Genomic DNA, 22,316 nt, shown 5'->3' on the forward strand with positions numbered 1-22,316 from the left:
CCAAGGCGCTCCATCCGATGCATGACCGCCTCTCCCCCCTCCCCTTCAGGGGAGGGGCCGGGGGTGGGGCCTGTCAGGATGGCGTAGCGCCGGTGGACAGTCCCCACCCCAACCCCTCCCCTGAAGGGGATGGGCTTAAGAAGGTGGGCTTCTTCGAGCGTCTCCGCCCCTTCATCGCCGCCGAGCATGTCACCACCGACGCCGGTACGGGCCTTGTCCACATGGCCCCGGACCATGGCGAGGAGGACTTCATCGCCTGCAAGAAGATCGGCATCGACCCGGTCTTCGCCGTCACCGACGATGGCAAATATCGGGAGGATTGGCTGTGGCTGGGCGGACAGGGATCGGTCATCAATCCCAAGTTCAACGCCCCCGATGGCCCGATCTGCACTGACCTCATGGAAGCCGGCGCGCTGCTGGCAGCATCGGCGGATTTCCAGCACAGCTATCCCCATAGCTGGCGGTCGAAGGCGCGGATCATCTATCGCTGCACGCCGCAATGGTTCATCCCCATGGATAAAGCCGTAAAGCCCTCTCCCCTTCAGGGGAGAGGGTTGGGAGAGGGGACTGTAAGCGCGGCAAGCGATGCGCCTGCCGTTCAGAACAGTCCCCTCTCCCCGGCCCTCTCCCCTGAAGGGGAGAGGGGGAATAGCCTCCGCGACCTCGCGCTCAATGCGGTCGAGGCCACCCGCTGGGTGCCCGAGCGATCGAAGAACCGCATCCGCTCCATGGTCGAAGGCCGCCCCGACTGGGTGATCAGCCGCCAGCGCGCCTGGGGCGTGCCCATCGCTCTTTATGTCCACAAGCAGTCGGGCGAGTATCTCAATGATCCTGCCGTCAATGCCCGCATCATCGAGGCGTTCAAAGCTGGCGGTGCGGACGCCTGGTTCGGCGCCGATCATCAGGCGCTGCTGGGTCCCGATCACAAGCTCGACGATTATGAGGTGGTGAACGACATCCTCGACGTCTGGTTCGACAGCGGCTCCACCCACAGCTTTGTCGTTGAGGCCCGCTACGGCAAGGGGGTCCGTGCAAGCCTCTATCTCGAAGGCTCCGACCAGCATCGCGGCTGGTTCCAGTCCTCTCTGCTCGAAAGCTGCGGCACCCGCGGCCGAGCGCCCTATGACGCCGTCCTCACCCATGGCTTCGCGCTTGACCAACAGGGCCGCAAAATGTCCAAGAGCCTGGGCAATGTCGTCGATCCGCTGAAGGTCATCTCCGAAAGCGGCGCCGACATATTGCGCATGTGGGTGGCGAGCACCGATTATTTCGATGATGTCCGCATCGGCAAGGAAGTGCTGGCAGGCTCGTCCGACGCCTACCGCAAGCTGCGCAACAGCTTCCGCTATATGCTGGGCGCGCTGGCCGACTTTGAGGAAAGCGAGAAGGTGCCTGTCTCCGATATGCCGGAGCTGGAACGCTACATCCTCCACCGGCTCGCCGAGCTGGACGCGGAACTGCGCGCCGCGACCGAAGGCTTCACCTTCGGCCGCTACATGCGGGCGCTCACCACCTTCGCGCAGGATGACCTTTCGGCCTTCTTTTTCGACATCCGCAAGGACTGCCTCTATTGCGATGCCAAGGGCGACATGAAGCGCCGCGCCTACCGGACGGTACTGGACACATTGTTCCACGCCCTGGTGCGCTACGCGGCACCGATCATCCCCTTCACGGCGGAGGAAGTGTGGCAAAGCCGCTTCCCGAGCGAGGATGGTTCGGTGCATTTCCTCGAATGGCCAAATTTCAGCGACCTTCTCCATCGTCCCCGCGAAGGCAGGGATCCCGCTGTCTTGGCGGATGAAGAAGAAAAGCGGGGTCCCCGCCTTCGCGGGGACGACGGGAGCTGGTTGCTGGACAAGGACCTTGATCTCAAATGGACTGCAATCCGGTCGATGCGAGAAAAGGTGACCGAAGCCATCGAACCCTATCGGCGTGAGAAGACGATCCGTTCCAGTCTGGAGGCTACCGTCGCACTAAGCGACATGGACGGCATACTAAGAAATTATGATGCCGTACCCGAGGCTGAGCTGGCCGAGATCTTCATCGTGTCAGATGTCACCAAGGAAAAGGGAACTGACACCATCAGAATCACACCCTCCACCAATCACAAATGCGGCCGATGCTGGCGTCTCCTGCCGGAGGTGAAGGAAGACGGCGCCCTCTGCGCGCGCTGCGATGATGTGGTGAAGGGATGATCCCGTCTCAATCCCTCTCGGCCCGCCCATATAGCTCCCTCGTCATCCCCGCGAAGGCGGGGATCCATCTCCTGAACCTTCGGCCTGATGCGGCGGCGGCCTTCGCGGGATTGACGAAAAAAATGCAAGTGCACTTAGACGACAGGTCGAGGAACTAAAGGACCAGCATGGCGATCAGGAAAAACCACCGGAAGCTCGGAGTTGCGGCTGCGGCGACGATCTTCATCCTCGACCAGATCATCAAATATATCGTCGTCTATCCGCTGGCGCTTGAATCCCGGCAAGTCATTGACCTGCTTCCCTTTTTCGACCTGAACTTCGTGCGCAACTATGGCGTGTCGATGGGCTTTTTCCGCGCCGATTCCGAAACCATGCGCTGGCTGCTGGTCGGCATGACCGCCGCCATCGCGGTTTTCGTGGCCCTGTGGATGTGGCGGGAAAAGGCGCGCGACGACGTGATCGCGCTCGGGCTGGTGCTGGGCGGTGCGCTGGGTAATATCGTGGATCGGGTGCGCTTTGGCTATGTCGTGGACTTCGCCGATTTCCACATCGGTAGCTGGCGTCCCTTTTTGATCTTCAATCTTGCCGATGCGGCCATTACCATAGGTGTGTTGATCCTGCTTGCGCGCGCGTTGCTGCTGCGCGACAAGGGGGGGAAAGTGGAGAAAAGAAATGCGTAAATTCGTTGCGGTACTCGGCCTTTCCGCCATGGCCCTGGGCCTTTCGGCCTGCGGGTCGAGCGGCGGCATTTTCGGCCGCGACCGGCCGGACGAATTTGCCGTTTCGCGCGCAGCGCCGCTCGTCATCCCGCCCGATTTCGCCATGGTCCCGCCGCAGCCCGGCGCTCCAGGCCGTGCCGACAGCTCCAGCGCCAACCGCCAGGCGCTTGAAGCCATGTTCGGCGGCGATGCGGCCCGAAGCGCAGCCGAGCGCGGCCTTCTGAACGCGGCCGATACCAGCAATTCAGATCCCGGCGTCCGTTCCAATGTCGGCGATCCTGATACGGCGACGGTGGACAAGGGCAGCGCCACGCGGGATATCATTGCCGCCCCCGAGGGCGACGGCCAGGCAGCCAGGGCAGTCACTCCGCAGTAACGGGCAGCATCAAAACCGCTATGGAACGTCATCCCCGCGAAAGCGGGGAGCCAGTTCCTTTTACATTCAGCCCCGGACCAAGTGGATAGCTGGGTTCCCGCTTTCGCGGGAATGACGCTGTTTTTATTGCGATCACATAGCTTTGACCGCTGAGTGCTGGTCTGGCATAGCCCCCGCCCTATGCTCTATTCCCTCGCGCGCGCCTTGCTTTTCCGTCTGGATGCGGAAGCTGCCCATCGCCTGACCGTTCGGGCCCTTACCTTCCTTCCCGCGGGACGGCCTCCAGCCGAGGACCCGATGCTGGCCAGCACGGTCGCGGGCTTGCGCTTTCCCAATCCGGTCGGCCTCGCCGCCGGTTTCGACAAGGAGGGGGAGGTCGCGCACAAGATGCATCGCCTCGGTTTCGGCTTTGCGGAGATCGGTACGCTGACGCCCCTCCCCCAGCCCGGCAATCCCCGGCCCCGCCTCTTCCGCCTGCTGGAGGACAAGGCGGTGGTCAATGCCATGGGTTTCAACAGCGGCGGCCAGGCTGCGGCCATGGTCCGGCTCAAGCGGCATGCCAGAGGAAGTGTCATTGGCATCAACATCGGCGCGAACAAGGATTCGACGAACCGGGTCGCCGACTATGCGACCGGCGTCCGCAATATGGCGCCCCTTGCCGATTATCTGACCGTCAACATCAGCTCGCCCAACACTCCGGGGCTGCGGGCGCTACAGGACCGGAGCGTCCTCGATGAGCTGCTGGCAACCGTCACGGAAGCCAGAGGGGGCGAACGGCCGCCCATCTTCCTCAAAGTGGCGCCCGATCTGGAACCTGCCGATATAGACGACATTGCCGAACTGACTGCCAAGCATCGGACCGACGCCATCATCGTCAGCAACACGACGATCCAGCGCCCCTCCTCCCTCAAGTCGCCGTTCGCCAGGCAGGCAGGAGGGTTGTCGGGAGCCCCCCTGCACGACCTGGCCTTGCAAAGGCTGCGCGATTTCCGCAGGGCGACAGGAGGCGCCATCCCCCTGATCGGCGTAGGCGGCATTTCCAATGCGGAGCAGGCCTATGCCCGCATCCGCGCCGGTGCATCGCTTATTCAGCTTTACAGCGCCCTCGTCTTTGACGGGCCCTTCCTTCCCAAAAGGATAAATGCGGGCCTCAAGTCCCTGCTGTTGCGCGACGGATTTTCCCATATAAGCGAGGCAGTTGGCAGCGAGACTGCATGAAGCGCAAGGGGCAATATATGCTGAAACTCATCCTCGCATTCCTGCTCGCCCTCGCGCTGCCCGCTGCCCCTGCTCTCGCGGGAGGGGGCGTGGTCTCGTCAGCCGATCCCCGCGCCACGGCCGCTGGCCAGGAAATTCTTCGAAAAGGGGGAAGCGCCACTGACGCAGCGCTTGCAATGATGGTCGCGCTGACCGTGGTGGAGCCCCAATCCAGTGGAATTGGCGGCGGCGGTTTTTTGATCCATCATGACGGGAAGCTTGGCCTGCTGGACACGATAGACGGTCGCGAGACAGCGCCCGCAAGCGCGCGGTCCGACCGTTTCCTTGGCCCCGACGGCAAGCCGCTGTCCTTTGGCCAGGCAGTCCCCGGCGGCCTTTCCGTGGGCGTGCCGGGCAATTTGCGGCTGATGGAACTGGCGCACAAGAAATGGGGCAAACTTGGCTGGGCGGAACTATTTCAGCCCGCGATCCGCCTTGCCGAGGAGGGGTTTGAAGTCAATCAGACGCTTTATGACCGGCTGGCCGGCATGGAAAAGCTCTGGCAGGACTTCCCCGAGGCCCGAGCGATATATTGGCGTAATGGGAAGCCCGCACCCGTCGGGACAGTGATCCGCAATCCCGCGCTGGCCCTGTTCCTGAAACGCCTGGCGACCGACGGCCCAGATGCCTTTTACAGCGGCCAGAATGCCGGGGAGCTTCTGGAAACGCTTGCCAAGGCGCCGCGCAATCCCGCGGAAATGACCGCCCAGGATCTCGCCTCCTATCAGGCGAAGGAGCGCCCCGCCATTTGCTCCCATTACCGGATCTATGTGGTTTGCGGCATGGGTCCGCCTTCTTCGGGGGCGATCACTGTGTTGCAGATTCTGGGAATGCTGGAGCGCTTTCCCATGGAAAAGCTCGGCAAGGACAATCCCCGGAGCTGGCATCTGATCGGTGAGGCGATGCGCCTCGCTTATGCCGACCGCGACAAATATCTGGGCGACCGCGACTTTGTGGACGTCCCTCTTCCCGGATTGATCGATCCCAATTATCTCCTGCAACGCTCCCGGCTGATTTCTCGCGACCGTGCGCGGCAGGATTACAGGCCCGGCACCCCGCCCGGAGCAGCAGCCCGCACGCCAGCGCCTTCGTCCGAAGTGCCCGCAACCACGCACTTCGTGGCCGTGGATGGCAATGGGGATATTGTCAGCATGACTTCCACTATCGAAGGGCCCTTTGGCAGCCAATTGATCGCGAACGGCTATTTCCTCAACAATGAGTTGACGGATTTCAGCTTTGCGCCGGAAAAGAACGGCGCCCCGGTAGCGAACCGGGTCCAAGGAGGGAAGCGGCCGCTATCGTCCATGTCCCCCACGATCGTTTACGATGCCAGCGGGAAAGCAGTGCTGGCGCTGGGCTCGGCGGGCGGCAAGCGGATCATCATGCATGTGCTGAAAACGCTGGTCGGCGTGCTTGATTTCGGCTTGCCGGCACAAGAGGCGATTGCACTTCCCAATATCTATTTCGATGACGAAGGACTGCTGCTGGAGCAAGGCCCTTTCGCTGCGGAGATGGTTCCGGCCCTGCAAAGGCTGGGGCAGAAGGCCAGGGCGTCCAATCTCACCTCAAAGGTCAATGCGGCCCAGCTCCAGGACGGCCGCTGGACTGGCGCGGCTGATCCGCGCAGTCCAGGGCTCGCATTATCCGAATGAGCGGGCGATCAGCCTGACTGGTCAGCCCGGCTCACGCCCTCACCATCGAGATTTTGCGCGACAAATTCCCAGTTGATCGCGTTCTTGAGCAGCGAATCGACATAATCGGGCCGCGCGTTGCGGTAGTCGATATAATAGGCATGTTCCCAGACATCGAGCGTCAGCAGCGGCTGCATCCCGTCATGGGCGACCGGCGTGTCCGCATCGTGCAGCGAGGTGATCTCCAATTTCCCGTTATTGAGCACCAGCCAGGCCCAGCCGCTGGCGAAATGGCCGACCGCCTCAGCCTTGAACTTGGCCAGCATCTCGTCAAGGCTGCCAAAGTCGCGCTGGATCAGGTCAAGGAGCTTGCCGGTCGGCTGCTGCTTTTCCGGGCTGAGGCAAAGCCAATAGAAGCTGTGGTTCCAGATCTGACCAACCTGGTTGAACAGGCCGGTCTTACCCATTTCCTTGGCGGCCTTGATCGCCTTTGAAAGGCTGGCGCCTTCAAGCCCGGCCTGTGGGATGAGTTCATTGGCCTTCACCACATAGGCATTGTGGTGCTTGCCATGGTGGAAATCGAAAGTTTCCTGTGAAATGAGGTCGCCGAACGCGTTTTTGGCATAGGGTAGTTCGGGCAATATGAAGGGCATGCGGTAACACTCCTGCTTTTGCTTTTTGGGATGACCAAGGCGGAACGGCTAGGGCCACGATTGGTTCAATCGCCCGTAGCACAGTTTCGCCATTGCGGAACCGGAATTATAGTGTGACATAGAGCCGCTATTTGCGTAAGAAATTAGCCGCTTAGGCTGGCCAGCATGGATGCGCAGCCAGCAACACAGGGGAGCGATATGGGAAAACTACTCGAAAATCTTCACATCACGCTGCTGCTAGGACTGGTTCTGGCGATCGTGGTGATCCTCGCAGTGCCTGCCAATACAGACATGGCTCAGGGCGTTTTCCGCTGGCTGCACTTGTTCTTCGGCATCACTTGGATCGGTCTGCTTTACTATTTCAACTTCGTGCAGATCCCGACCATGCCGAAAGTACCTGCTGAACTGAAGCCCGGTGTTTCCAAATTTATCGCGCCTAGCGCCTTGTTCTTCTTCCGCTGGGGTGCGGCATTCACGGTACTGACGGGCCTGATCATCGCCTATCTGGCCGGCTATGAAAAGGAAGCGCTGCTGCTTCAGGATCCATACCGGCTGATCGGCATCGGCATGTGGCTGGCCCTGATCATGGCATTCAACGTCTGGTTCGTGATCTGGCCGAACCAGAAGCGCGCGCTGGGCCTCGTCGAAGCGGACGATGCCAGCAAGGCCAAGTCGGCGCGCACCGCCATGCTGTTCTCGCGCACCAATACGCTGCTGTCCATTCCCATGCTCTATTGCATGATCAACTTCAACGGCGGTTGAACCTCAGAGTGATTTCGAGCCAGATGGAATCATCTGGCGACTGGGAAATCACGGAACAAGAAGAAAGCTTAGGCTCGCTCCGGTTCGATCAGGACCGGAGCGAGCCTAGGACAGAGTTGAACAAGAGTGGCCGGGGCGGAAATTCGCTCCGGCCTTTCTGTCGAACCTGAGCAAAACCGCAGTCTTTCAAATCAAGCTGTGCTTTCTCAGACAGTGCCTCAGTTGATCATAGGTCAATCCCAGCGCCTTGGCTGTCGCCCGCTGGTTGAAGCGATGACGCTCCAACGCGCGGTTCAAAACCGCGACTTCATGAGCATCTATCGCGGCTCGGAAATCCGTCACGTCCTCTGGGGCCGAAACAACGGCCATATCCGGTTGCCGAGCCTCCACCGCTTTTGAGGTTCCCGCTGAAATCCAGGGCGAACGGAAGGGGTCGAACAGGATCTTCCCCACCGGCCTTTCAGGATCATTCCAGCGATAGACTGCCCGCTCCACGACGTTCCGCAGTTCGCGCACATTGCCCGGCCAGTCATGCGCCTCCAGTTCGTCCATGGCCGGGCGCGAAAAGCCCGGCCAAATGGGCCAGCCCAGCTCCGCCGCCATGCGCCGCCCAAAATAGTCGGTCAGAACTGGCACATCGCCGTCACGATAACGCAGCGGCGGCAGCGTGATGACTTCGAAGGAAAGCCGGTCCAGCAGGTCCGCTCTGAAACGCCCTGCATCCACCGCCACGGGCAGATTTTCGTTGGTCGCTCCGACGATCCGCACGTCCACCTTCATTGGACGCGACGCGCCAATTCTGGTGACTTCGCCATATTCCACTGCTCTCAGCAGCCGCTCCTGCGCCGCGAGGCTGAGCGTTCCCAACTCATCGAGAAACAGCGTTCCGCCATCGGCCTCCTCGAAACGCCCCGCACGGGCGCGAACGGCGCCGGTAAAGGCTCCGGCCTCATGCCCGAACAGTTCCGCCTCGATCAGCGTTTCGGGCAGGGCAGCACAGTTCATGATGATGAGCGGCCCAGCCCAGCGGGGGCTTAGATGATGGATGCGCTCGGCAATCAGTTCCTTGCCGGTCCCCCGCTCCCCAATGACCAGGGCCGGCCTGTTCAGATCGGCCGCCCGGCCCGCCAGCTCCACCGCATCGAGAAAGGCCGATGACTGGCCGATGAACTGCGTTTCCTTATCCATTGCTAATATATGGTATATTTCACTATATTTTAGCAATACCAAAGCCCAAGCCCTGCTGTTTGAAAAAGAGAAAATCGCGAAATCTCGCCATTTCCGGGAATTGGCATGACCCATGCAAAGATATGGGCAATCCGCCACGACAGAGACGGCGGACCTTTGAAGGCCAAATTTGGGGAGTAACAACAATGCCTAGCACGTTCGAAATCGGCAAAAGCCTGTCCGCCGCCGTCTGCGCCCTCCTCTTTGGCGCGACGATGATCCTGAGCGCGGTTGGACCCGCCAGAGCCAACAGCCATGCGCCCGAGGCCATATTGGCCCAGGGCCAGACTCTCCCGGCGCCCGGACACTATCTTGCCTGACGCCGCGGCGCCGGAGCGGGACTTCCCTTCGCCCGCTCCGGCCATATTTTGAAGACCAGGAGTTTTGAAATGGGTATTTTCTCACGCACCCGCGATATCATTGCCGCCAATGTCACCGACTTGCTCGACAAGGCGGAGGATCCGGCGAAGATGATCCGCATGATCATCCTCGAAATGGAGGAGACGCTGGTGGAGGTGCGCGCATCGGCAGCCCGCAATATCGCCGACCAAAAGGAAATGCGCCGCCATATCGACAGGCTGGAAAAGCTGCAGGACAGCTGGATGGAAAAGGCGCAGCTTGCGCTTTCCAAGGACCGCGAGGATCTGGCCAAGGCCGCCCTTGTCGAGCGGCAGAAAGCGGCTGACATGGCCGGGCAGTTGAAGGGTGAGATCGGAACATTGGATGACGCGCTGCGGGCGAATGAGGAGGACATCTCAAAGCTTCAGGCAAAGCTCCGCGAGGCGAGGGCCCGGCAGAACAGCATTGCCACCCGGATGGAAAGCGCCCAGAATCGCCTGCGGATGAGAGAAGCCTATGCCGGCGAGCGGGTTCAGGACGCCTTTGCCCGGTTTGAGATGCTGGAGCGCCGCGTCGACCTTACCGAGGGCCGTGCCGATGCCATGGGCATGGGAACGCAGCCAAAGTCGCTGGAGGAAGAGATTGCAGAGCTTGAATCCAACGACAAGGTGGAGGCCGAACTTGCCCGCCTGAAGGCCGCGCAACAACAGCAAAAGGACTGACCGCATGGAAGACATCCTGGTCCCCATCATTGTCGTGGGCATGCTCTTCATTGGGCTGCCATGGCTGATCCTCCACTATGTCACCCGCTGGAAGACCGCCGCGACGCTGACTACTGACGACGAGCGCCTGCTCGACGACTTGCATGAAACCGCCCGGCGGCTTGAAGAGCGCCTCGCCACGATCGAGCGTATCGTCGCCGCCGACAATCCCGACTGGAACCCGGCGCGGCCGGTTGTGCCATCGGACTATGATCTTGACCGGAGGAATTGAGATGACTGCCAGCCGTACCAAATTCTACCTCGACAAGCAGAATGCCAAATGGCTGGGCGTGTGTTCGGGAATTGCCGATTATACGGGCATCGACGTGCTCTGGGTCAGGATCGGCGCGGTGCTGATCACGCTCATGGGCGCCTTTCCCTGGACGCTGATCGCCTATTTCCTCGCCGCCTGGTTCGCGCAGCCAAAGCCTCTGGGGCTCTATTCCAGCAAGGAGGATGAGAAATTCTGGCAGGGCGTACGCAGCAACCCGACACGCACCACGCGCGACGTCCGGGCGAAGTTCCGGGACATCGACCGGCGCCTTGCAGAGGTGGAAACGCACTATACAAGCCACAACAAGCGGCTGGCGGACGAGATCGACAGCCTGCGTTGACCCAATGGCTGGAAAATGCAGTTTGTCGATCAATTCCTGACGCTGGTCGAAAAAGGCGACGATTGACGCAGTATTTGCCAGAGATATCAAACCGCTATTCTGCCATTGGTCCGCTCTCGTCCAAAAATCCAGCCGCATCTTCGTATCAGGGGAATGTCAATGCAGGAGTCATATGCCTATCTGATCGCGACAGTGTCCGGCATCACCATTGTCACGATCCTCTGCCTCACGGCCCTACGCGCCTGGCAGGGATGGCTGGAATATAAGAAGACCGCTCTGGAGCAGCAGCCGGCCGACAACGCATCCCCGTCCACCAACACACGGATAGAAATGGCGGACCTGAAGGAGCGCATCCGCAAGCTGGAGGCGATTGCGGCGGGAGTCGATATCTGATCCGGGTCCATGCTGGGGATAAAGTAGCCGTAAAAACCGTCGCCCCTGCGCAGGCGGGGCCCCCACTGCATCCTGTACCATGCCAAAGAAAAGCTGGGTCCCTGCTTGCACAGGGACGACGGAATAAATCAGATGGGATAAAGTCGGATGGAACGTCTCACTTTCCCCCACCAATCATCTTCACTGGGATTTGGCATAAATCCCCTTCGACAAATGGCGATCGAATAACTATCTCGCGGTCATGAACGCGCTTACCGAATTGTTCGACGAATATGAGTTTCTCGAAGCCGACGACCGTTACCGGTTGCTGATCGACCTTGGCAAGGCATTGGAACCGATGCCTGAAGCGCTCAAGACCGACGCGACCCTTGTGCGGGGATGCTCGGCGGCCGTCTGGGTTTATCCCACGGTCCGTGAGGACGGGGCGCTGCATTTTCTCGCGGACAGCAACGCCGCCATCACTAAAGGCATCATCGCGCTCGTTCTGCTCGCTGTTCAGGACCGCCAGCCGGCGCAGATCCTAGCTACCGACATTGAGGGCGCCCTCGCCCCCTTCGACCTGCGCAATCAGCTAAGTTCGAACCGCACGCAGGGCATTCCCAACATGATCGCGCTGATCCGGGCCACGGCGGAACGCTACGCCTGATCGCAGGCGCCCGGCATATTCATCCTTGACTTCACATCCCTCACAACGGACACCCCGCTTACGCTACGGAAGATAAGCTAATCGAGGGGTCCGCGTGCGCGAGTTCGAGCATTTTCCCAATCTGGTGACCATGTTCTTCACACGGGCTGCGGAAAAGGGCGAGGCCCCCTTTCTCTGGCACAAAATGGGTGGCGAGTGGCGGCCGATCAGTTGGGCGGAGACCGCCAGACGGGTGGCGGCCCTTGCAGAAGGGCTGAAGGCAAGCGGCCTCCGCAGGGGGGATACCGTCATGCTGGTGTCGGAAAACCGCCCCGAATTCTGCATTGCCGATCTGGCCATCATGGCGGCGGGCGGCGTGACCGTACCGACCTACACGACCAACACCACGCGCGATCATCAGCATATATTGGACGACAGCGCCGCCAAGGCAGTCATCGTGTCCACGGCAAAGCTTGCCAGGACCTTGATGCCCGCCGTGCTCCGCTCACAGGCCAATCTGGTGATCTCGATCGAGCCAATCCGCCCAATACAGGGCGGAGCGGTGGAGTTCAGGGAGTGGGACAAGCTGATCGCCAGCCATCCGGGCGATGTTGCTGCCTGCACCGAACAGGCGCTGCAGCTCCACCGGGATGACCTTGCATGCCTCATCTACACCAGCGGCACCGGCGGTGCGCCGCGCGGTGTGATGCAGCATCACGGGGCTATCCTGCACAATGTCGACGGCTGCATAGATATCATTGCCCAGGATTTTGGCTGGGGTGATGAGGTCTTCCTGTCCTTCCTGCCGCTCTCCCACGCCTATGAACATACCGGCGGGCAGTTCTTCCCCATCGGTCTTGGCGCACAGATTTATTATGCCGAAGGGCTTGAGAAGCTCGCTTCCAATATGGAGGAAGTGCGGCCAACCATCGTCGTCGTGGTCCCCCGCCTGTTCGAGGTGCTGCGTACCCGTATGCTGAAGGCGGTGGGAAAGCAGGGACCGGTTGCCGCCTATCTTCTCCGTCAGGCCCTGCGGATCGGCGGCAAGAGCTATGCGGGCGGCGTACCGCTATGGGACCGGCCCATGCAAACGCTGGTCAACCGCACAATAAGGCCGAAAATTCAGAAGCGATTCGGTGGCCGTATAAAGGCGCTGGTGTCGGGCGGCGCACCGCTCAATCCAGATGTTGGCATATTCTTCCATTCGCTGGGCCTTACGCTGCTTCAGGGCTATGGCCAGACCGAAGCGGCGCCGGTGGTAAGCTGCAACCGCCCTAGCGCTGGCCTAAAGATGGACATGGTCGGTCCGCCACTTAAAAACACCGAAGTGCGGATCGCCGAGGATGGCGAGATCCTGGTGCGCGGCGAACTGGTGATGAAGGGCTATTGGCGCAACGAGCGGGAAACTGACCGGGTGCTAGCCGACGATTGGCTGCACACCGGCGACATCGGCATCATTGACGAAAAAGGCCGCATCAGGATCACCGATCGCAAGAAGGACATCATCGTCAATGACAAGGGCGAGAATGTAGCGCCGCAGAAGATAGAGGGCATGCTGACGCTACAGCCCGAAATCGGCCAAGCCATGGTCTGGGGGGACAAGCGGCCGCATCTGGTGGGGGTGATCGTCCCTGATGCCGAATGGACGAAAGAATGGGCGAAAGCCAATGGCCTGCCGCAGGACGAAATGGCGCTGAAGGCAAACCCTGCCTTTCAAACGGCCATCCGTGCTTCTGTGGATCAGGTGAACAAGGACCTGTCAGTAACGGAGAAGGTCCGGCGCTTCATCTTCGCCGATGAGCCCTTTTCCATCGAAAACCAGGAAATGACGCCGTCCATGAAGATCCGCCGCCATGTGATCCGCGCACGCTATGGCGAGCGGCTGGATGCGCTATATGGAGCGTGAGGGGCAATATAGGTTTTTATAGGTTTTGCTGCCTTTGAGGAAAACCAAGCCCTGGCCCCTGCCCTTCGACTGCCCGCAGGGCGGGGACGACGGAAATATCCGCTCCTAACCCCTCGCCATCAAAACACGCCCAGCCCTTCAGCCGTCAGCAGCGGCCAATTCGCGTCTTTTTCGGAGATCACCGTCACTGGCAGCGGCCATTTGATGTCGAGCATGGGATCGCTGTAGCGCACGCCGCCCTCGGCCTCCGGCGTGTAGGGCGCGGAAACGAGATAGGACACCTCAATATCGTCCACCAGCGTCTGGAAGGCATGGGCAAAACCCGGTGGCACATAGAGCTGCCGGTGATTTTCCGCCGAAAGCGCGAACCCTTCATGCTTCAGATAAGTGGGCGAACTCTGCCGCAGATCGACGATCACGTCCAATATGGCGCCCCGGACACAGCGCACGAGCTTCGCCTCGGTAAAGGGCGGACGCTGGAAGTGCATGCCCCGGATCGTACCGGCCTTGGCAGAGACTGACATGTTCTGCTGCACATAGTCCGTGACCAATCCGTGCCTCGCAAATTCATCGCGGCACATGGTCCGTGCGAAGCTGCCGCGTTCGTCTCCCCTGAGTTCCGGCTCGATCAGCCAGGCGTCCTTGAGCGTCGTTTCGTGAAAGATCATCGCGAGCCCCCTATCAATGCCGGTTCGGTCAGCGGGAAGCGCTCGGCCTGCTCGGCATAGAGCGCATCCACGACGCGCCCCGGTGGCACCTCCACATCAGAATAGCTTAGCGGCGCATCCTTGGGCACCGGCCGCACCAAGCGGCATCCCAGCGCCACGCCCAGCGGCAGCAGCCCTTCACGAGCAATCACCTCGCTGTTTTCGGCCACGCCATATGCTTCAAAGCCGCCGAATTCGGCGATCACCTCGCCGGGAACCAGGTCCTTCTTGGCAACGGCTATCACGCCCACTTGCGGACCAGCCTGCGGTGCAAGCACCGCATCTCCAAAAATCGCCGCCCGGGCCACCGAATTCGGCACTTCGAAATGGCAGAGATGATAGGGCGTGTAGAAACAATAATAGGGGCCAGTCCCAAGCTTGTAGAGATTGAGGAAATGCTGCTGGCGGGGATCATCATGCGTGCCAAGGACGAACACGCCGGGGCCCGGCCGCGCGCCCACCACATAATCGACAAGCCCGGTTTCAGCCTGCTCCAGATATTCAGCGAAAGCCGAAACGGTGTCCTCCAGCGGAACAAGCGGCGCTGTGGGATCGCCGCCGGAAAAGTCGGGACCGATCATGCCCCGGCGGGCGACCTTCATGCCCGTGCCATTGGCTACGATCGCCTGTTCATATGAAATCTTCGTCCCATCCGCGAAGGAGGCGACCATGGCGGGCTTCTGCCCCCATTTTTCCGCAAAGCCGCGCTGTGTCTCCGGATTGCGATAGGGATCATGCAGCCCCTTGATATTGCCGCAAAGCACAGGCTTCACGCCCAAGCCTGCGACAAAGCGGTAAAGATTCATCTGCACGCCCGGCTGGTCGCCGTCGGAAAAGCTGTAGATGACGCCGGCCTCATCGGCCTTGGCCTTCAATATGGGGCCGACGGTTCCGTCCAGTTCGGCATTCATCTGCACCACATGCTTGCCGGCGCCGATTGCCGTCAGCACCACGCCCGCGGCATAGTCGACCGAGCCAGTGACCTCCACCAGCACATCGACGCCCTCCGCACTTGCAAGGCCAATGGCATCTTCGGTAACCGCGGGATGTCCAGCGGCAATCGCGGCTTCAATGGCCCGCCGGTCGCCGCAGCGAAGCGGATCGATGCCAATATCGGCAAATGCGCGGATGGCGGGATCGATATGCCGGTTGGCCAGCGCCACCACCCGCATGCCCTTTACGGAACCGACGATCTGCCGGACGATGGCGGCGCCCTGGAATCCGGCCCCGACAATGCCGACGCGGATGGGCGTTCCTTCCGCCTCCCGGCGCGCGAGTGCTGTGTCGACGATGATCATCGAAAGCTCCTTAAATCCGTCATCCCCGCGAAAGCGGGGACCCAGCTCGCCTCTGCAGTGAAGCGTGAGCCAAGCGGATGAATGGGTTCCCGCCTTCGCGCGAATGACGGGTCAAGACACACAGTTGTTCACCGTTCCCAAACCCGCCAGGGCGCTCCGTCGGCCCATTGCGCCTCCAGCACCTGCTTGTCGCGCAGGGAGTCCATGCTCTGCCAATATCCGTCATGATGGTAGCTGGCGAGCTTGCCCCGGTCGATCAGCCGCTGCATCGGCTCCTGCTCGAATATGGTGTCATCTCCATCAAGCAGGTCCAGCATCTCTGGCTCGCAGACGAAGAAGCCGCCATTGATCAGACCTCCGTCAAGCATCCCCTTCTCGCGAAAACCCTCCACTTTCACGCCGTCATGGCTGATCCGAAGCGCTCCATAGCGGCCCGGCTGGGTTACCGCCGTCAAGGTGCACCAGGCGCTCGCCGCCTCATGGGTCTCCACCAGCTTGTTGAGGTCGACATTGCTGAGGCCGTCCCCATAGGTAAGGAGGAAACGATCGCCCTCCAGCAGATGGCGGGCCCGCCTGATGCGTCCCCCGGTCATGGTGTCGGGCCCGGTATCGAGGATCGTCACCCGCCAATCCTCCCGCAGCGGATCCAGGAATTCGACCGCGCCGGTCTTCAGGTCAATGGTGAAGTCCGAATGGTTCGCCCGGTACTGGTTGAAGTAATTGCGGATGAAGTCGACCTTGTAGCCGCCAAGCACCACGAAATCGTTGAAGCCATAGTGGGAATAGATTTTCATGATGTGCCACATGATCGGCCGCCCACCGATTTCCACCATGGGCTTTGGCCGGATCGTCGTTTCCTCGCTCAGCCGCGTCCCGAAGCCGCCTGCAAGCAGCGCCACTTTGACCATGATCTGCTTCCTTGTTCAAATATTGGGTTGCCAGCGGAGGTCCTCGCTGAGGCGCCCCTGCCCTATATGATCCTGCAGGACATGAAGCCGGATCAGCGGGGAATTGCGGAAGTCGGGATCGGCAAACCCCATGCCGGTCAGGCCCTCGATAAGCTGGCCGATCGACTGGCCCAGGCTCATCCGGGGCTGGTGGTCCGGCGCGAGTTCCGCATAGCGGCTGAAATCCACCTGGTAAGAGCGGCTGTCCGCTGGCGCATCGGTATTGATACTGACGCTGGTTCCGGGGACCGCCTTGGCGACAGCTTCGGCAAGATCGCGCACCTGGTAATTGGCGGCGTTGCAGCCGGCATTGATGGTGAGGAAGCGGCCGCCCTGCTCTGCCGGACGGATCGCCGCCCATTCCATCGCGCGCGCCATATCGGCCGTGTCAATGAGCGGCCGCCAGGGCGTGCCGTCGCTCAGCACCGTGATCTTCTGCTGGGAAAGGGCGCAGGCGACAAAATCGTTCAGCACCAGATCGAGCCGCAGCCTTGGCGACATTCCGCAGGCCGTCGCAAAACGCAGGCAGGTAATCACCATCCCGCTGTCCAGTTCCGCCAGCCCCTGCTCGGTCCCTATCTTGGACGCGGCATAGGCAGTGACGGGATTGAGCGGGTCGTCTTCCTTGCGGGGGCCGCCTTCCGCCACGCCATAGACGCTGCAACTGGATGCAAAGACGAAGTTCCGCACGCCCGCGTCGCTCGCCATGCGGGCAATCGCGACCGATGCGTCCTGATTGATCGCCTTGGTGACAGCGGCAAAGCGGTTGCCCATCGGGTCGTTCGACACCGCCGCCAGATGGATGACCGCGTCATAGCCGCGCAGCATTGCCGCATCGATACCGCGCACGTCGCCGAAGCTCTGCTGGTCCAATGCGCACTCAGGCAAGGCACGCACATTGGTGAGGCAATGGGCGAAATAGCCATTGTCATAACCGTGGAGAAAAGCCCCTGGGAACGCCGTTCGCAGCCGCCGGATAACCGCTGGCCCAACATAACCCATATTGCCCGTAATGAATATCTTCATGGCTGCCCTGCGAAAAGACTAGCCCCCCTGCTATCCGTTATACACAGGGCCAATTACGCAACAATGGCGGGCGCAGCATGCAGTCGCTTGGCAAGAACGTGTGGGCGAAAGGAGAATATTCATATCGTCCATAGCGGGGTAATTAAGTGAAATGCTTCCACGTGATATTTGGAACTTAATTTCAACCCTGCTTGAAACTAACCCCTTGGGGTTATACCTTTGATCTGTTGAGCAAAGATGAGGGAGCGCGGCCGCTCCATTTCAGCTTCCGCATACCCACCGTTCCAGCTTGCAGGATGCCCGCACCCACTGCGCACCACCTGAAGGAAGGAAAGCATTCGCCCCCTTCCCAAAATCCAACAAGAGCTTTATATAGGCCATCGAGTTTCCCGGCTTCATCCCGTCACTTGCCGTGACCGAAGCCGCCCTCGCTCCCTCGGGACACGGTCCGTTTTGCGCGGCGGACCGCGACGAATTGGGGGATTTGAGGGTCTTACAAGACGCAGACAGTGCGGTTCCGACAGTCCGGGCCCGCACTTTTTTTCGTGGGACCCAACCTGCGAATCGGCTGCAATCCCGCTGTGAGGCGGAAAAAAGTTTGTGAAAACAAGGCAGGAATAGCATGGCGACCAAGGCAGTCCCCCCGACGCACCTCAATTCGGGCGCGAAGAAGCGCATCCGCAAGGTTTTCGGCAACATCCACGAAGTGGTGCAGATGCCGAACCTCATCGAGGTGCAGCGCGAATCCTATGAACAGTTCCTGCGGTCGAACCCGGCCGTCGGCTATGTCTCCGGCCTGGAAAAGACGCTGCGCAGCGTGTTCCCCATCCGCGACTTTGCGGGCACGGCGGAGATGGACTTCGTCCAGTATGAGCTGGAAGAGCCCAAATATGACACCGAGGAATGCCGTCAGCGGGGGATCACCTACGCCGCGCCGATGCGCGTCACGCTGCGCCTGATCGTCTTCGAAGTCGACCAGGATACCGAAACCCGCTCCGTCCTCGATATCAAGGAGCAGGACGTTTATATGGGCGACATGCCGCTCATGACGGAGAACGGCACCTTCCTCATCAACGGAACCGAGCGCGTCATCGTGTCGCAGATGCACCGTTCGCCTGGCGTTCTGTTCGACCATGACCGTGGCAAGACCCACAGTTCGGGCAAATATCTCTTCGCCGCCCGCGTCATTCCCTATCGCGGTAGCTGGCTGGACTTCGAGTTCGACGCCAAGGACATCGTCAATGTCCGCATCGACCGCAAGCGCAAGCTGCCGGTGACCGCATTGCTTTTTGCGCTTGGCCTCAACAGCGAGGAAATCCTCAACACCTTCTACAACACGGTGACCTTCGTCCGTGGCGAAGGCGGCTGGAAGATCCCGTTCAGCGCCGAGGCGTGGCGCGGCCTGAAGCCGGCTTTCGACATCATCGATGCAAGCTCCGGCGAAGTCGTGTTCCAGGCCGGGCAGAAAATCTCCCCCCGCGCCGCCAACAAGGCCGCCAAGGATGGTCTTGAGACCCTGCTGATCCCGACCGAAGAGATTTTCGGCCGGTACAGCGCCTATGACCTCATCAATGAAAAGACCGGCGAAATCTATATCGAGGCCGGCGACGAGGTTTCGGCCGAGAATCTGGAAAAGCTGGACAAGGCCGGTATCGACCATATCGACCTGCTCGACATCGACCATGTCACCACCGGCCCCTGGATTCGCAACACGCTGAAGGCCGACAAGGCCGAAGATCGCGACCACGCGCTTTCCGATATCTACCGCGTCATGCGCCCCGGCGAGCCGCCGACGCGCGAGACGGCGGAAGCGCTGTTCGAAGGGCTGTTCTTCGATTCCGAGCGCTATGACCTCTCCGCGGTCGGCCGCGTCAAATTGAACATGCGCCTCGATCTGGATTGCCCTGATACAGTGACCACGCTCCGCCGCGAGGACATCATCGCGGTGGTCAAGGAGCTGGTGAACTTGAAGGACGGCAAGGGCGAGATCGACGATATCGACAATCTCGGCAACCGCCGCGTCCGTTCGGTGGGCGAGCTGCTGGAGAACCAGTATCGCGTCGGCCTGCTCCGCATGGAGCGCGCGGTCAAGGAGCGCATGAGCTCGGTCGACGTTTCGACGGTGATGCCGAACGACCTCATCAACGCCAAGCCCGCCGTAGCCGCGGTGCGTGAATTCTTCGGCTCCTCGCAGCTCTCGCAGTTCATGGACCAGACCAATCCGCTCTCGGAAGTCACCCACAAGCGCCGCGTGTCGGCGCTCGGGCCGGGCGGCCTCACCCGCGAACGCGCGGGCTTTGAGGTCCGCGACGTTCACCCGACGCACTATGGCCGTATCTGCCCCATTGAAACGCCCGAAGGCCCGAACATCGGCCTTATCAACTCGCTGGCATCCTTCAGCCGGGTCAACAAATATGGCTTCATCGAGACGCCCTACCGCAAGGTCGTGGACCATCAGGTCACGAACGAGGTCGTCTACCTCTCCGCCATGGAAGAGGCGAAGCACACGATCGCCCAGGCAAATGCCGAACTGAACGAGGACGGCAGCTTCTCCGAAGAAATCGTCTCATCGCGTCAGGCAGGCGAATTCCTGATGGCGCCGCGCGACACCATCACGCTGATGGACGTCAGCCCGAAGCAGCTCGTGTCGGTTGCAGCTTCGCTCATCCCCTTCCTGGAAAATGACGACGCCAACCGCGCGCTCATGGGTTCGAACATGCAACGCCAGGCGGTGCCGCTGGTCCGCGCCGAAGCGCCGTTCGTCGGCACCGGCATGGAAGAGACGGTGGCGCGCGATTCCGGCGCCGCCATCGTGGCCAAGCGGGCGGGCGTGGTCGACCAGGTGGACGCGACCCGTATCGTTGTCCGCGCGACGGAAGAGATCGAACCTGGCAAGTCGGGCGTCGACATCTATACGCTTATGAAGTTCCAGCGCTCCAACCAGGACACCTGCATCAACCAGCGTCCGCTGGTGAAGGTGGGCGATGTGGTGGCGAAGGGCAATGTCATTGCCGACGGCCCCTCCACTGAACTGGGCGAACTGGCGCTGGGCCGCAATACGCTCGTCGCCTTCATGCCTTGGAACGGCTACAATTATGAGGACTCCATCCTGATCTCCGAACGGATCGTGAAGGATGACGTCTTCACCTCGATCCATATCGAGGAGTTCGAGGTCATGGCCCGCGACACCAAGCTGGGGCCGGAAGACATCACCCGCGACATCCCGAATGTCGGCGAGGAAGCGCTGCGCAATCTCGATGAGGCGGGCATTGTCTATATCGGCGCAGAGGTGGAGCCGGGCGACATCCTGGTCGGCAAGATCACACCCAAGGGCGAAAGCCCGATGACGCCGGAGGAAAAGCTGCTCCGCGCCATCTTCGGCGAAAAGGCCAGCGACGTGCGCGACACCTCGCTCCGCCTGCCTCCCGGCGTTGCCGGCACGGTGGTCGAGGTCCGCGTGTTCAACCGCCACGGCATCGACAAGGACGAGCGCGCCATGGCGATCGAGCGGGAAGAAATCGACCGCCTCGCCAAGGACCGCGAAGACGAACGCGCCATTCTCAACCGCGCCACCTTCAACCGTCTGCGGGAAATGCTTGTGGGCCAGGTCGCGACCGCCGCGCCCAAGGGCGTCAAGAAGGGCGTCGAGATCAATGACGAACTGCTTGAGGAAGTCGAACGTCACGAATGGTGGAAGTTCGCGGTGCAGGACGACACGGTCCAAACGCATCTCGAAGCCGTCAAGACGCAATATGACGAGGCGGTGAAGCTGATCGTCGACAAGTTCGAAGACCGCCGCGACAAGCTGGAGCGGGGCGACGAACTGCCGCCGGGCGTGCTGAAGATGGTCAAGGTCTTCGTTGCGGTGAAGCGCAAGCTGCAGCCGGGCGACAAGATGGCGGGCCGCCACGGCAACAAGGGTGTTATTTCGCGCATCCTGCCGGTCGAAGACATGCCGTTCCTTGAGGACGGCACGCCAGTCGACATCGTGCTCAACCCGCTGGGCGTGCCTTCGCGCATGAACGTGGGGCAGATCTTCGAAACGCACCTTGGCTGGGCCGCCCGCGGTTTGGGCCAGCAGATCAAGCATGCACTCGAAGACTGGCGTCACGCCAATCCCGATCCGGCAGCGGGCAGCCCGCCCGAAGCCGTCAAGGATCGCCTGAAGACCGTCTATGGCGAGCGTTATGCCGCGGAGATCGAGGGCTATAACAACGATCAGATCGTCGAGCTGGCTTCCAACCTGCTGACGGGCGTCCCGATGGCCACACCGGTGTTCGACGGCGCGCGCGAAGCGGATGTTGCGGACATGCTTGATCTGGCCGGGCTTGACCGTTCGGGTCAGTCGGACCTGTTCGACGGCCGCACCGGCGACAAGTTCGACCGCAAGGTGACGGTGGGCATCATCTACATGCTGAAGCTCCACCACCTTGTCGACGACAAGATCCACGCCCGTTCCATCGGCCCCTACAGCCTCGTCACCCAGCAGCCGCTGGGCGGCAAGGCGCAGTTCGGCGGCCAGCGCTTCGGCGAAATGGAGGTCTGGGCACTCCAGGCCTATGGCGCTGCCTATACCTTGCAGGAAATGCTGACGGTGAAGTCGGACGACGTGGTCGGCCGCACCAAGGTCTATGAAGCGATCGTCAAGGGCGACGACACCTTCGAGGCCGGCATTCCCGAGAGCTTCAACGTTCTCGTCAAGGAAATGCGCTCGCTTGGCCTCAACGTCGAACTGGCGTCGCTGGACGAGATCGAGGACGGCCACGCCGAGGCGGCTGAGTGACCTGAGTTCCCCTCCCGCTTGCGGGAGGGGTTGGGGGAGGGCCTGTAATGCCCGCCTCCATCGCTGACATTCCCTCCCCTAACCCCTCCCGCAAGCG

Annotated in this window: 20 protein-coding genes; 14 read left to right on the plus strand and 6 right to left on the minus strand. The window is 61.1% G+C overall.

Annotated features, from left to right (window positions below; all coding sequences use genetic code 11):
* The 5 genes from VJS46_RS06810 to ggt form a co-directional block, all read left to right on the plus strand.
* Nucleotides 1–2,195 (plus strand): isoleucine--tRNA ligase (locus tag VJS46_RS06810; protein ID WP_324058882.1); only part of this gene is annotated, 2,195 nt, incomplete at its 5' end.
* A gap of 167 nt (nt 2,196–2,362) precedes the next feature.
* Complete coding sequence (gene lspA / locus VJS46_RS06815) at nt 2,363–2,875, plus strand: signal peptidase II (RefSeq protein ID WP_324058884.1); 513 nt, start codon at nt 2,363–2,365, stop codon at nt 2,873–2,875.
* Nucleotides 2,868–3,290, plus strand: coding sequence for a DUF3035 domain-containing protein (locus tag VJS46_RS06820; protein ID WP_324058886.1), 423 nt, complete (start codon nt 2,868–2,870; stop codon nt 3,288–3,290). Before lspA ends, VJS46_RS06820 begins: the two co-directional genes overlap by 8 nt.
* Before the next feature lie 180 nt (nt 3,291–3,470).
* Nucleotides 3,471–4,508: a quinone-dependent dihydroorotate dehydrogenase gene (locus VJS46_RS06825; RefSeq protein WP_324058888.1), complete on the plus strand. Its 1,038-nt coding sequence runs from the start codon at nt 3,471–3,473 to the stop codon at nt 4,506–4,508.
* Between the two features lie 17 nt (nt 4,509–4,525).
* The gene (gene ggt / locus VJS46_RS06830; RefSeq protein WP_324058890.1) at nt 4,526–6,199 is read left to right on the plus strand and encodes a gamma-glutamyltransferase; all 1,674 of its coding nucleotides are present in this window, start codon (nt 4,526–4,528) and stop codon (nt 6,197–6,199) included.
* Nucleotides 6,200–6,207: 8 nt separating this feature from the next.
* On the opposite strand, the gene VJS46_RS06835 is transcribed toward ggt, so the two are convergent.
* Complete coding sequence (locus VJS46_RS06835; RefSeq protein WP_324058892.1) at nt 6,208–6,831, minus strand: superoxide dismutase; 624 nt, start codon at nt 6,829–6,831, stop codon at nt 6,208–6,210.
* Nucleotides 6,832–7,029: 198 nt separating this feature from the next.
* Here VJS46_RS06835 and VJS46_RS06840 point away from each other — a divergent pair, with 198 nt between their 5' ends.
* Complete coding sequence (locus VJS46_RS06840; protein WP_324058894.1) at nt 7,030–7,593, plus strand: urate hydroxylase PuuD; 564 nt, start codon at nt 7,030–7,032, stop codon at nt 7,591–7,593.
* A 186-nt stretch (nt 7,594–7,779) separates the two neighbouring features.
* Here VJS46_RS06840 and pspF read toward each other — a convergent pair whose 3' ends face one another.
* Nucleotides 7,780–8,781 carry a phage shock protein operon transcriptional activator gene (gene pspF, locus VJS46_RS06845; RefSeq protein ID WP_324058896.1) on the minus strand — a complete coding sequence of 334 codons (1,002 nt, stop codon included), beginning with the start codon at nt 8,779–8,781 and terminating at the stop codon, nt 7,780–7,782.
* 185 nt (nt 8,782–8,966) lie between these two features.
* Here pspF and VJS46_RS06850 point away from each other — a divergent pair, with 185 nt between their 5' ends.
* The 7 genes from VJS46_RS06850 to VJS46_RS06880 all read left to right on the plus strand — a co-directional run bounded on the left by VJS46_RS06850 (nt 8,967) and on the right by VJS46_RS06880 (nt 13,458).
* Nucleotides 8,967–9,140, plus strand: a complete 174-nt coding sequence (locus VJS46_RS06850; RefSeq protein WP_324058899.1) for a hypothetical protein — start codon at nt 8,967–8,969, stop codon at nt 9,138–9,140.
* 69 nt (nt 9,141–9,209) lie between these two features.
* Nucleotides 9,210–9,881, plus strand: coding sequence for a phage shock protein PspA (pspA, locus tag VJS46_RS06855; RefSeq protein ID WP_324058901.1), 672 nt, complete (start codon nt 9,210–9,212; stop codon nt 9,879–9,881).
* A 4-nt stretch (nt 9,882–9,885) separates the two neighbouring features.
* Nucleotides 9,886–10,152 carry an envelope stress response membrane protein PspB gene (gene pspB / locus VJS46_RS06860; RefSeq protein ID WP_324058903.1) on the plus strand — a complete coding sequence of 89 codons (267 nt, stop codon included), beginning with the start codon at nt 9,886–9,888 and terminating at the stop codon, nt 10,150–10,152.
* A 1-nt stretch (nt 10,153) separates the two neighbouring features.
* Nucleotides 10,154–10,534, plus strand: a complete 381-nt coding sequence (pspC, locus tag VJS46_RS06865) for an envelope stress response membrane protein PspC (protein WP_324058905.1) — start codon at nt 10,154–10,156, stop codon at nt 10,532–10,534.
* Nucleotides 10,535–10,693: 159 nt separating this feature from the next.
* The gene (locus VJS46_RS06870; protein WP_324058906.1) at nt 10,694–10,927 is read left to right on the plus strand and encodes a hypothetical protein; all 234 of its coding nucleotides are present in this window, start codon (nt 10,694–10,696) and stop codon (nt 10,925–10,927) included.
* A 241-nt stretch (nt 10,928–11,168) separates the two neighbouring features.
* Nucleotides 11,169–11,573 carry a SufE family protein gene (locus VJS46_RS06875; RefSeq protein WP_324058908.1) on the plus strand — a complete coding sequence of 135 codons (405 nt, stop codon included), beginning with the start codon at nt 11,169–11,171 and terminating at the stop codon, nt 11,571–11,573.
* 94 nt (nt 11,574–11,667) lie between these two features.
* Nucleotides 11,668–13,458, plus strand: coding sequence for an AMP-dependent synthetase/ligase (locus VJS46_RS06880; RefSeq protein ID WP_324058910.1), 1,791 nt, complete (start codon nt 11,668–11,670; stop codon nt 13,456–13,458).
* 119 nt (nt 13,459–13,577) lie between these two features.
* On the opposite strand, the gene rfbC is transcribed toward VJS46_RS06880, so the two are convergent.
* From rfbC to VJS46_RS06900, 4 genes are all read right to left on the minus strand, one after another.
* Nucleotides 13,578–14,126: a dTDP-4-dehydrorhamnose 3,5-epimerase gene (gene rfbC, locus VJS46_RS06885; RefSeq protein ID WP_324058912.1), complete on the minus strand. Its 549-nt coding sequence runs from the start codon at nt 14,124–14,126 to the stop codon at nt 13,578–13,580.
* Entirely contained in the window at nt 14,123–15,463 is a 1,341-nt protein-coding gene (locus VJS46_RS06890) for an NAD(P)-dependent oxidoreductase (protein WP_324058914.1), read from the minus strand. Before VJS46_RS06890 ends, rfbC begins: the two co-directional genes overlap by 4 nt.
* 128 nt (nt 15,464–15,591) lie before the next feature.
* Nucleotides 15,592–16,371, minus strand: coding sequence for a glucose-1-phosphate cytidylyltransferase (gene rfbF / locus VJS46_RS06895; protein ID WP_324058916.1), 780 nt, complete (start codon nt 16,369–16,371; stop codon nt 15,592–15,594).
* A gap of 15 nt (nt 16,372–16,386) precedes the next feature.
* Entirely contained in the window at nt 16,387–17,436 is a 1,050-nt protein-coding gene (locus VJS46_RS06900) for an SDR family oxidoreductase (RefSeq protein ID WP_324058918.1), read from the minus strand.
* Between the two features lie 622 nt (nt 17,437–18,058).
* Between VJS46_RS06900 and rpoB the strand changes: the two genes are divergently transcribed.
* Nucleotides 18,059–22,219, plus strand: coding sequence for a DNA-directed RNA polymerase subunit beta (rpoB, locus tag VJS46_RS06905; protein ID WP_324058920.1), 4,161 nt, complete (start codon nt 18,059–18,061; stop codon nt 22,217–22,219).
* Nucleotides 22,220–22,316 lie beyond the last annotated feature (97 nt).

It is taken from the genome of Rhizorhapis sp., assembly GCF_035276005.1.
Classification (GTDB): domain Bacteria; phylum Pseudomonadota; class Alphaproteobacteria; order Sphingomonadales; family Sphingomonadaceae; genus Rhizorhapis.

Excerpts from the sequence above, each read along its gene's own strand:
- VJS46_RS06835 (WP_324058892.1), bottom strand. The coding sequence starts at position 6,831 with ATGCCCTTCATATTGCCCGAACTACCCTATGCCAAAAACGCGTTCGGC.
- VJS46_RS06900 (WP_324058918.1), bottom strand. The coding sequence starts at position 17,436 with ATGAAGATATTCATTACGGGCAATATGGGTTATGTTGGGCCAGCGGTT.
- pspF (WP_324058896.1), bottom strand. The coding sequence starts at position 8,781 with ATGGATAAGGAAACGCAGTTCATCGGCCAGTCATCGGCCTTTCTCGAT.
- rfbC (WP_324058912.1), bottom strand. The coding sequence starts at position 14,126 with ATGATCTTTCACGAAACGACGCTCAAGGACGCCTGGCTGATCGAGCCG.
- VJS46_RS06850 (WP_324058899.1), top strand. The coding sequence starts at position 8,967 with ATGCCTAGCACGTTCGAAATCGGCAAAAGCCTGTCCGCCGCCGTCTGC.
- pspA (WP_324058901.1), top strand. The coding sequence starts at position 9,210 with ATGGGTATTTTCTCACGCACCCGCGATATCATTGCCGCCAATGTCACC.
- ggt (WP_324058890.1), top strand. The coding sequence starts at position 4,526 with ATGCTGAAACTCATCCTCGCATTCCTGCTCGCCCTCGCGCTGCCCGCT.
- VJS46_RS06840 (WP_324058894.1), top strand. The coding sequence starts at position 7,030 with ATGGGAAAACTACTCGAAAATCTTCACATCACGCTGCTGCTAGGACTG.
- rpoB (WP_324058920.1), top strand. The coding sequence starts at position 18,059 with ATGGCGACCAAGGCAGTCCCCCCGACGCACCTCAATTCGGGCGCGAAG.
- pspB (WP_324058903.1), top strand. The coding sequence starts at position 9,886 with ATGGAAGACATCCTGGTCCCCATCATTGTCGTGGGCATGCTCTTCATT.
- pspC (WP_324058905.1), top strand. The coding sequence starts at position 10,154 with ATGACTGCCAGCCGTACCAAATTCTACCTCGACAAGCAGAATGCCAAA.
- VJS46_RS06870 (WP_324058906.1), top strand. The coding sequence starts at position 10,694 with ATGCAGGAGTCATATGCCTATCTGATCGCGACAGTGTCCGGCATCACC.
- VJS46_RS06820 (WP_324058886.1), top strand. The coding sequence starts at position 2,868 with ATGCGTAAATTCGTTGCGGTACTCGGCCTTTCCGCCATGGCCCTGGGC.
- VJS46_RS06825 (WP_324058888.1), top strand. The coding sequence starts at position 3,471 with ATGCTCTATTCCCTCGCGCGCGCCTTGCTTTTCCGTCTGGATGCGGAA.
- VJS46_RS06890 (WP_324058914.1), bottom strand. The coding sequence starts at position 15,463 with ATGATCATCGTCGACACAGCACTCGCGCGCCGGGAGGCGGAAGGAACG.
- lspA (WP_324058884.1), top strand. The coding sequence starts at position 2,363 with ATGGCGATCAGGAAAAACCACCGGAAGCTCGGAGTTGCGGCTGCGGCG.
- VJS46_RS06875 (WP_324058908.1), top strand. The coding sequence starts at position 11,169 with ATGAACGCGCTTACCGAATTGTTCGACGAATATGAGTTTCTCGAAGCC.
- rfbF (WP_324058916.1), bottom strand. The coding sequence starts at position 16,371 with ATGGTCAAAGTGGCGCTGCTTGCAGGCGGCTTCGGGACGCGGCTGAGC.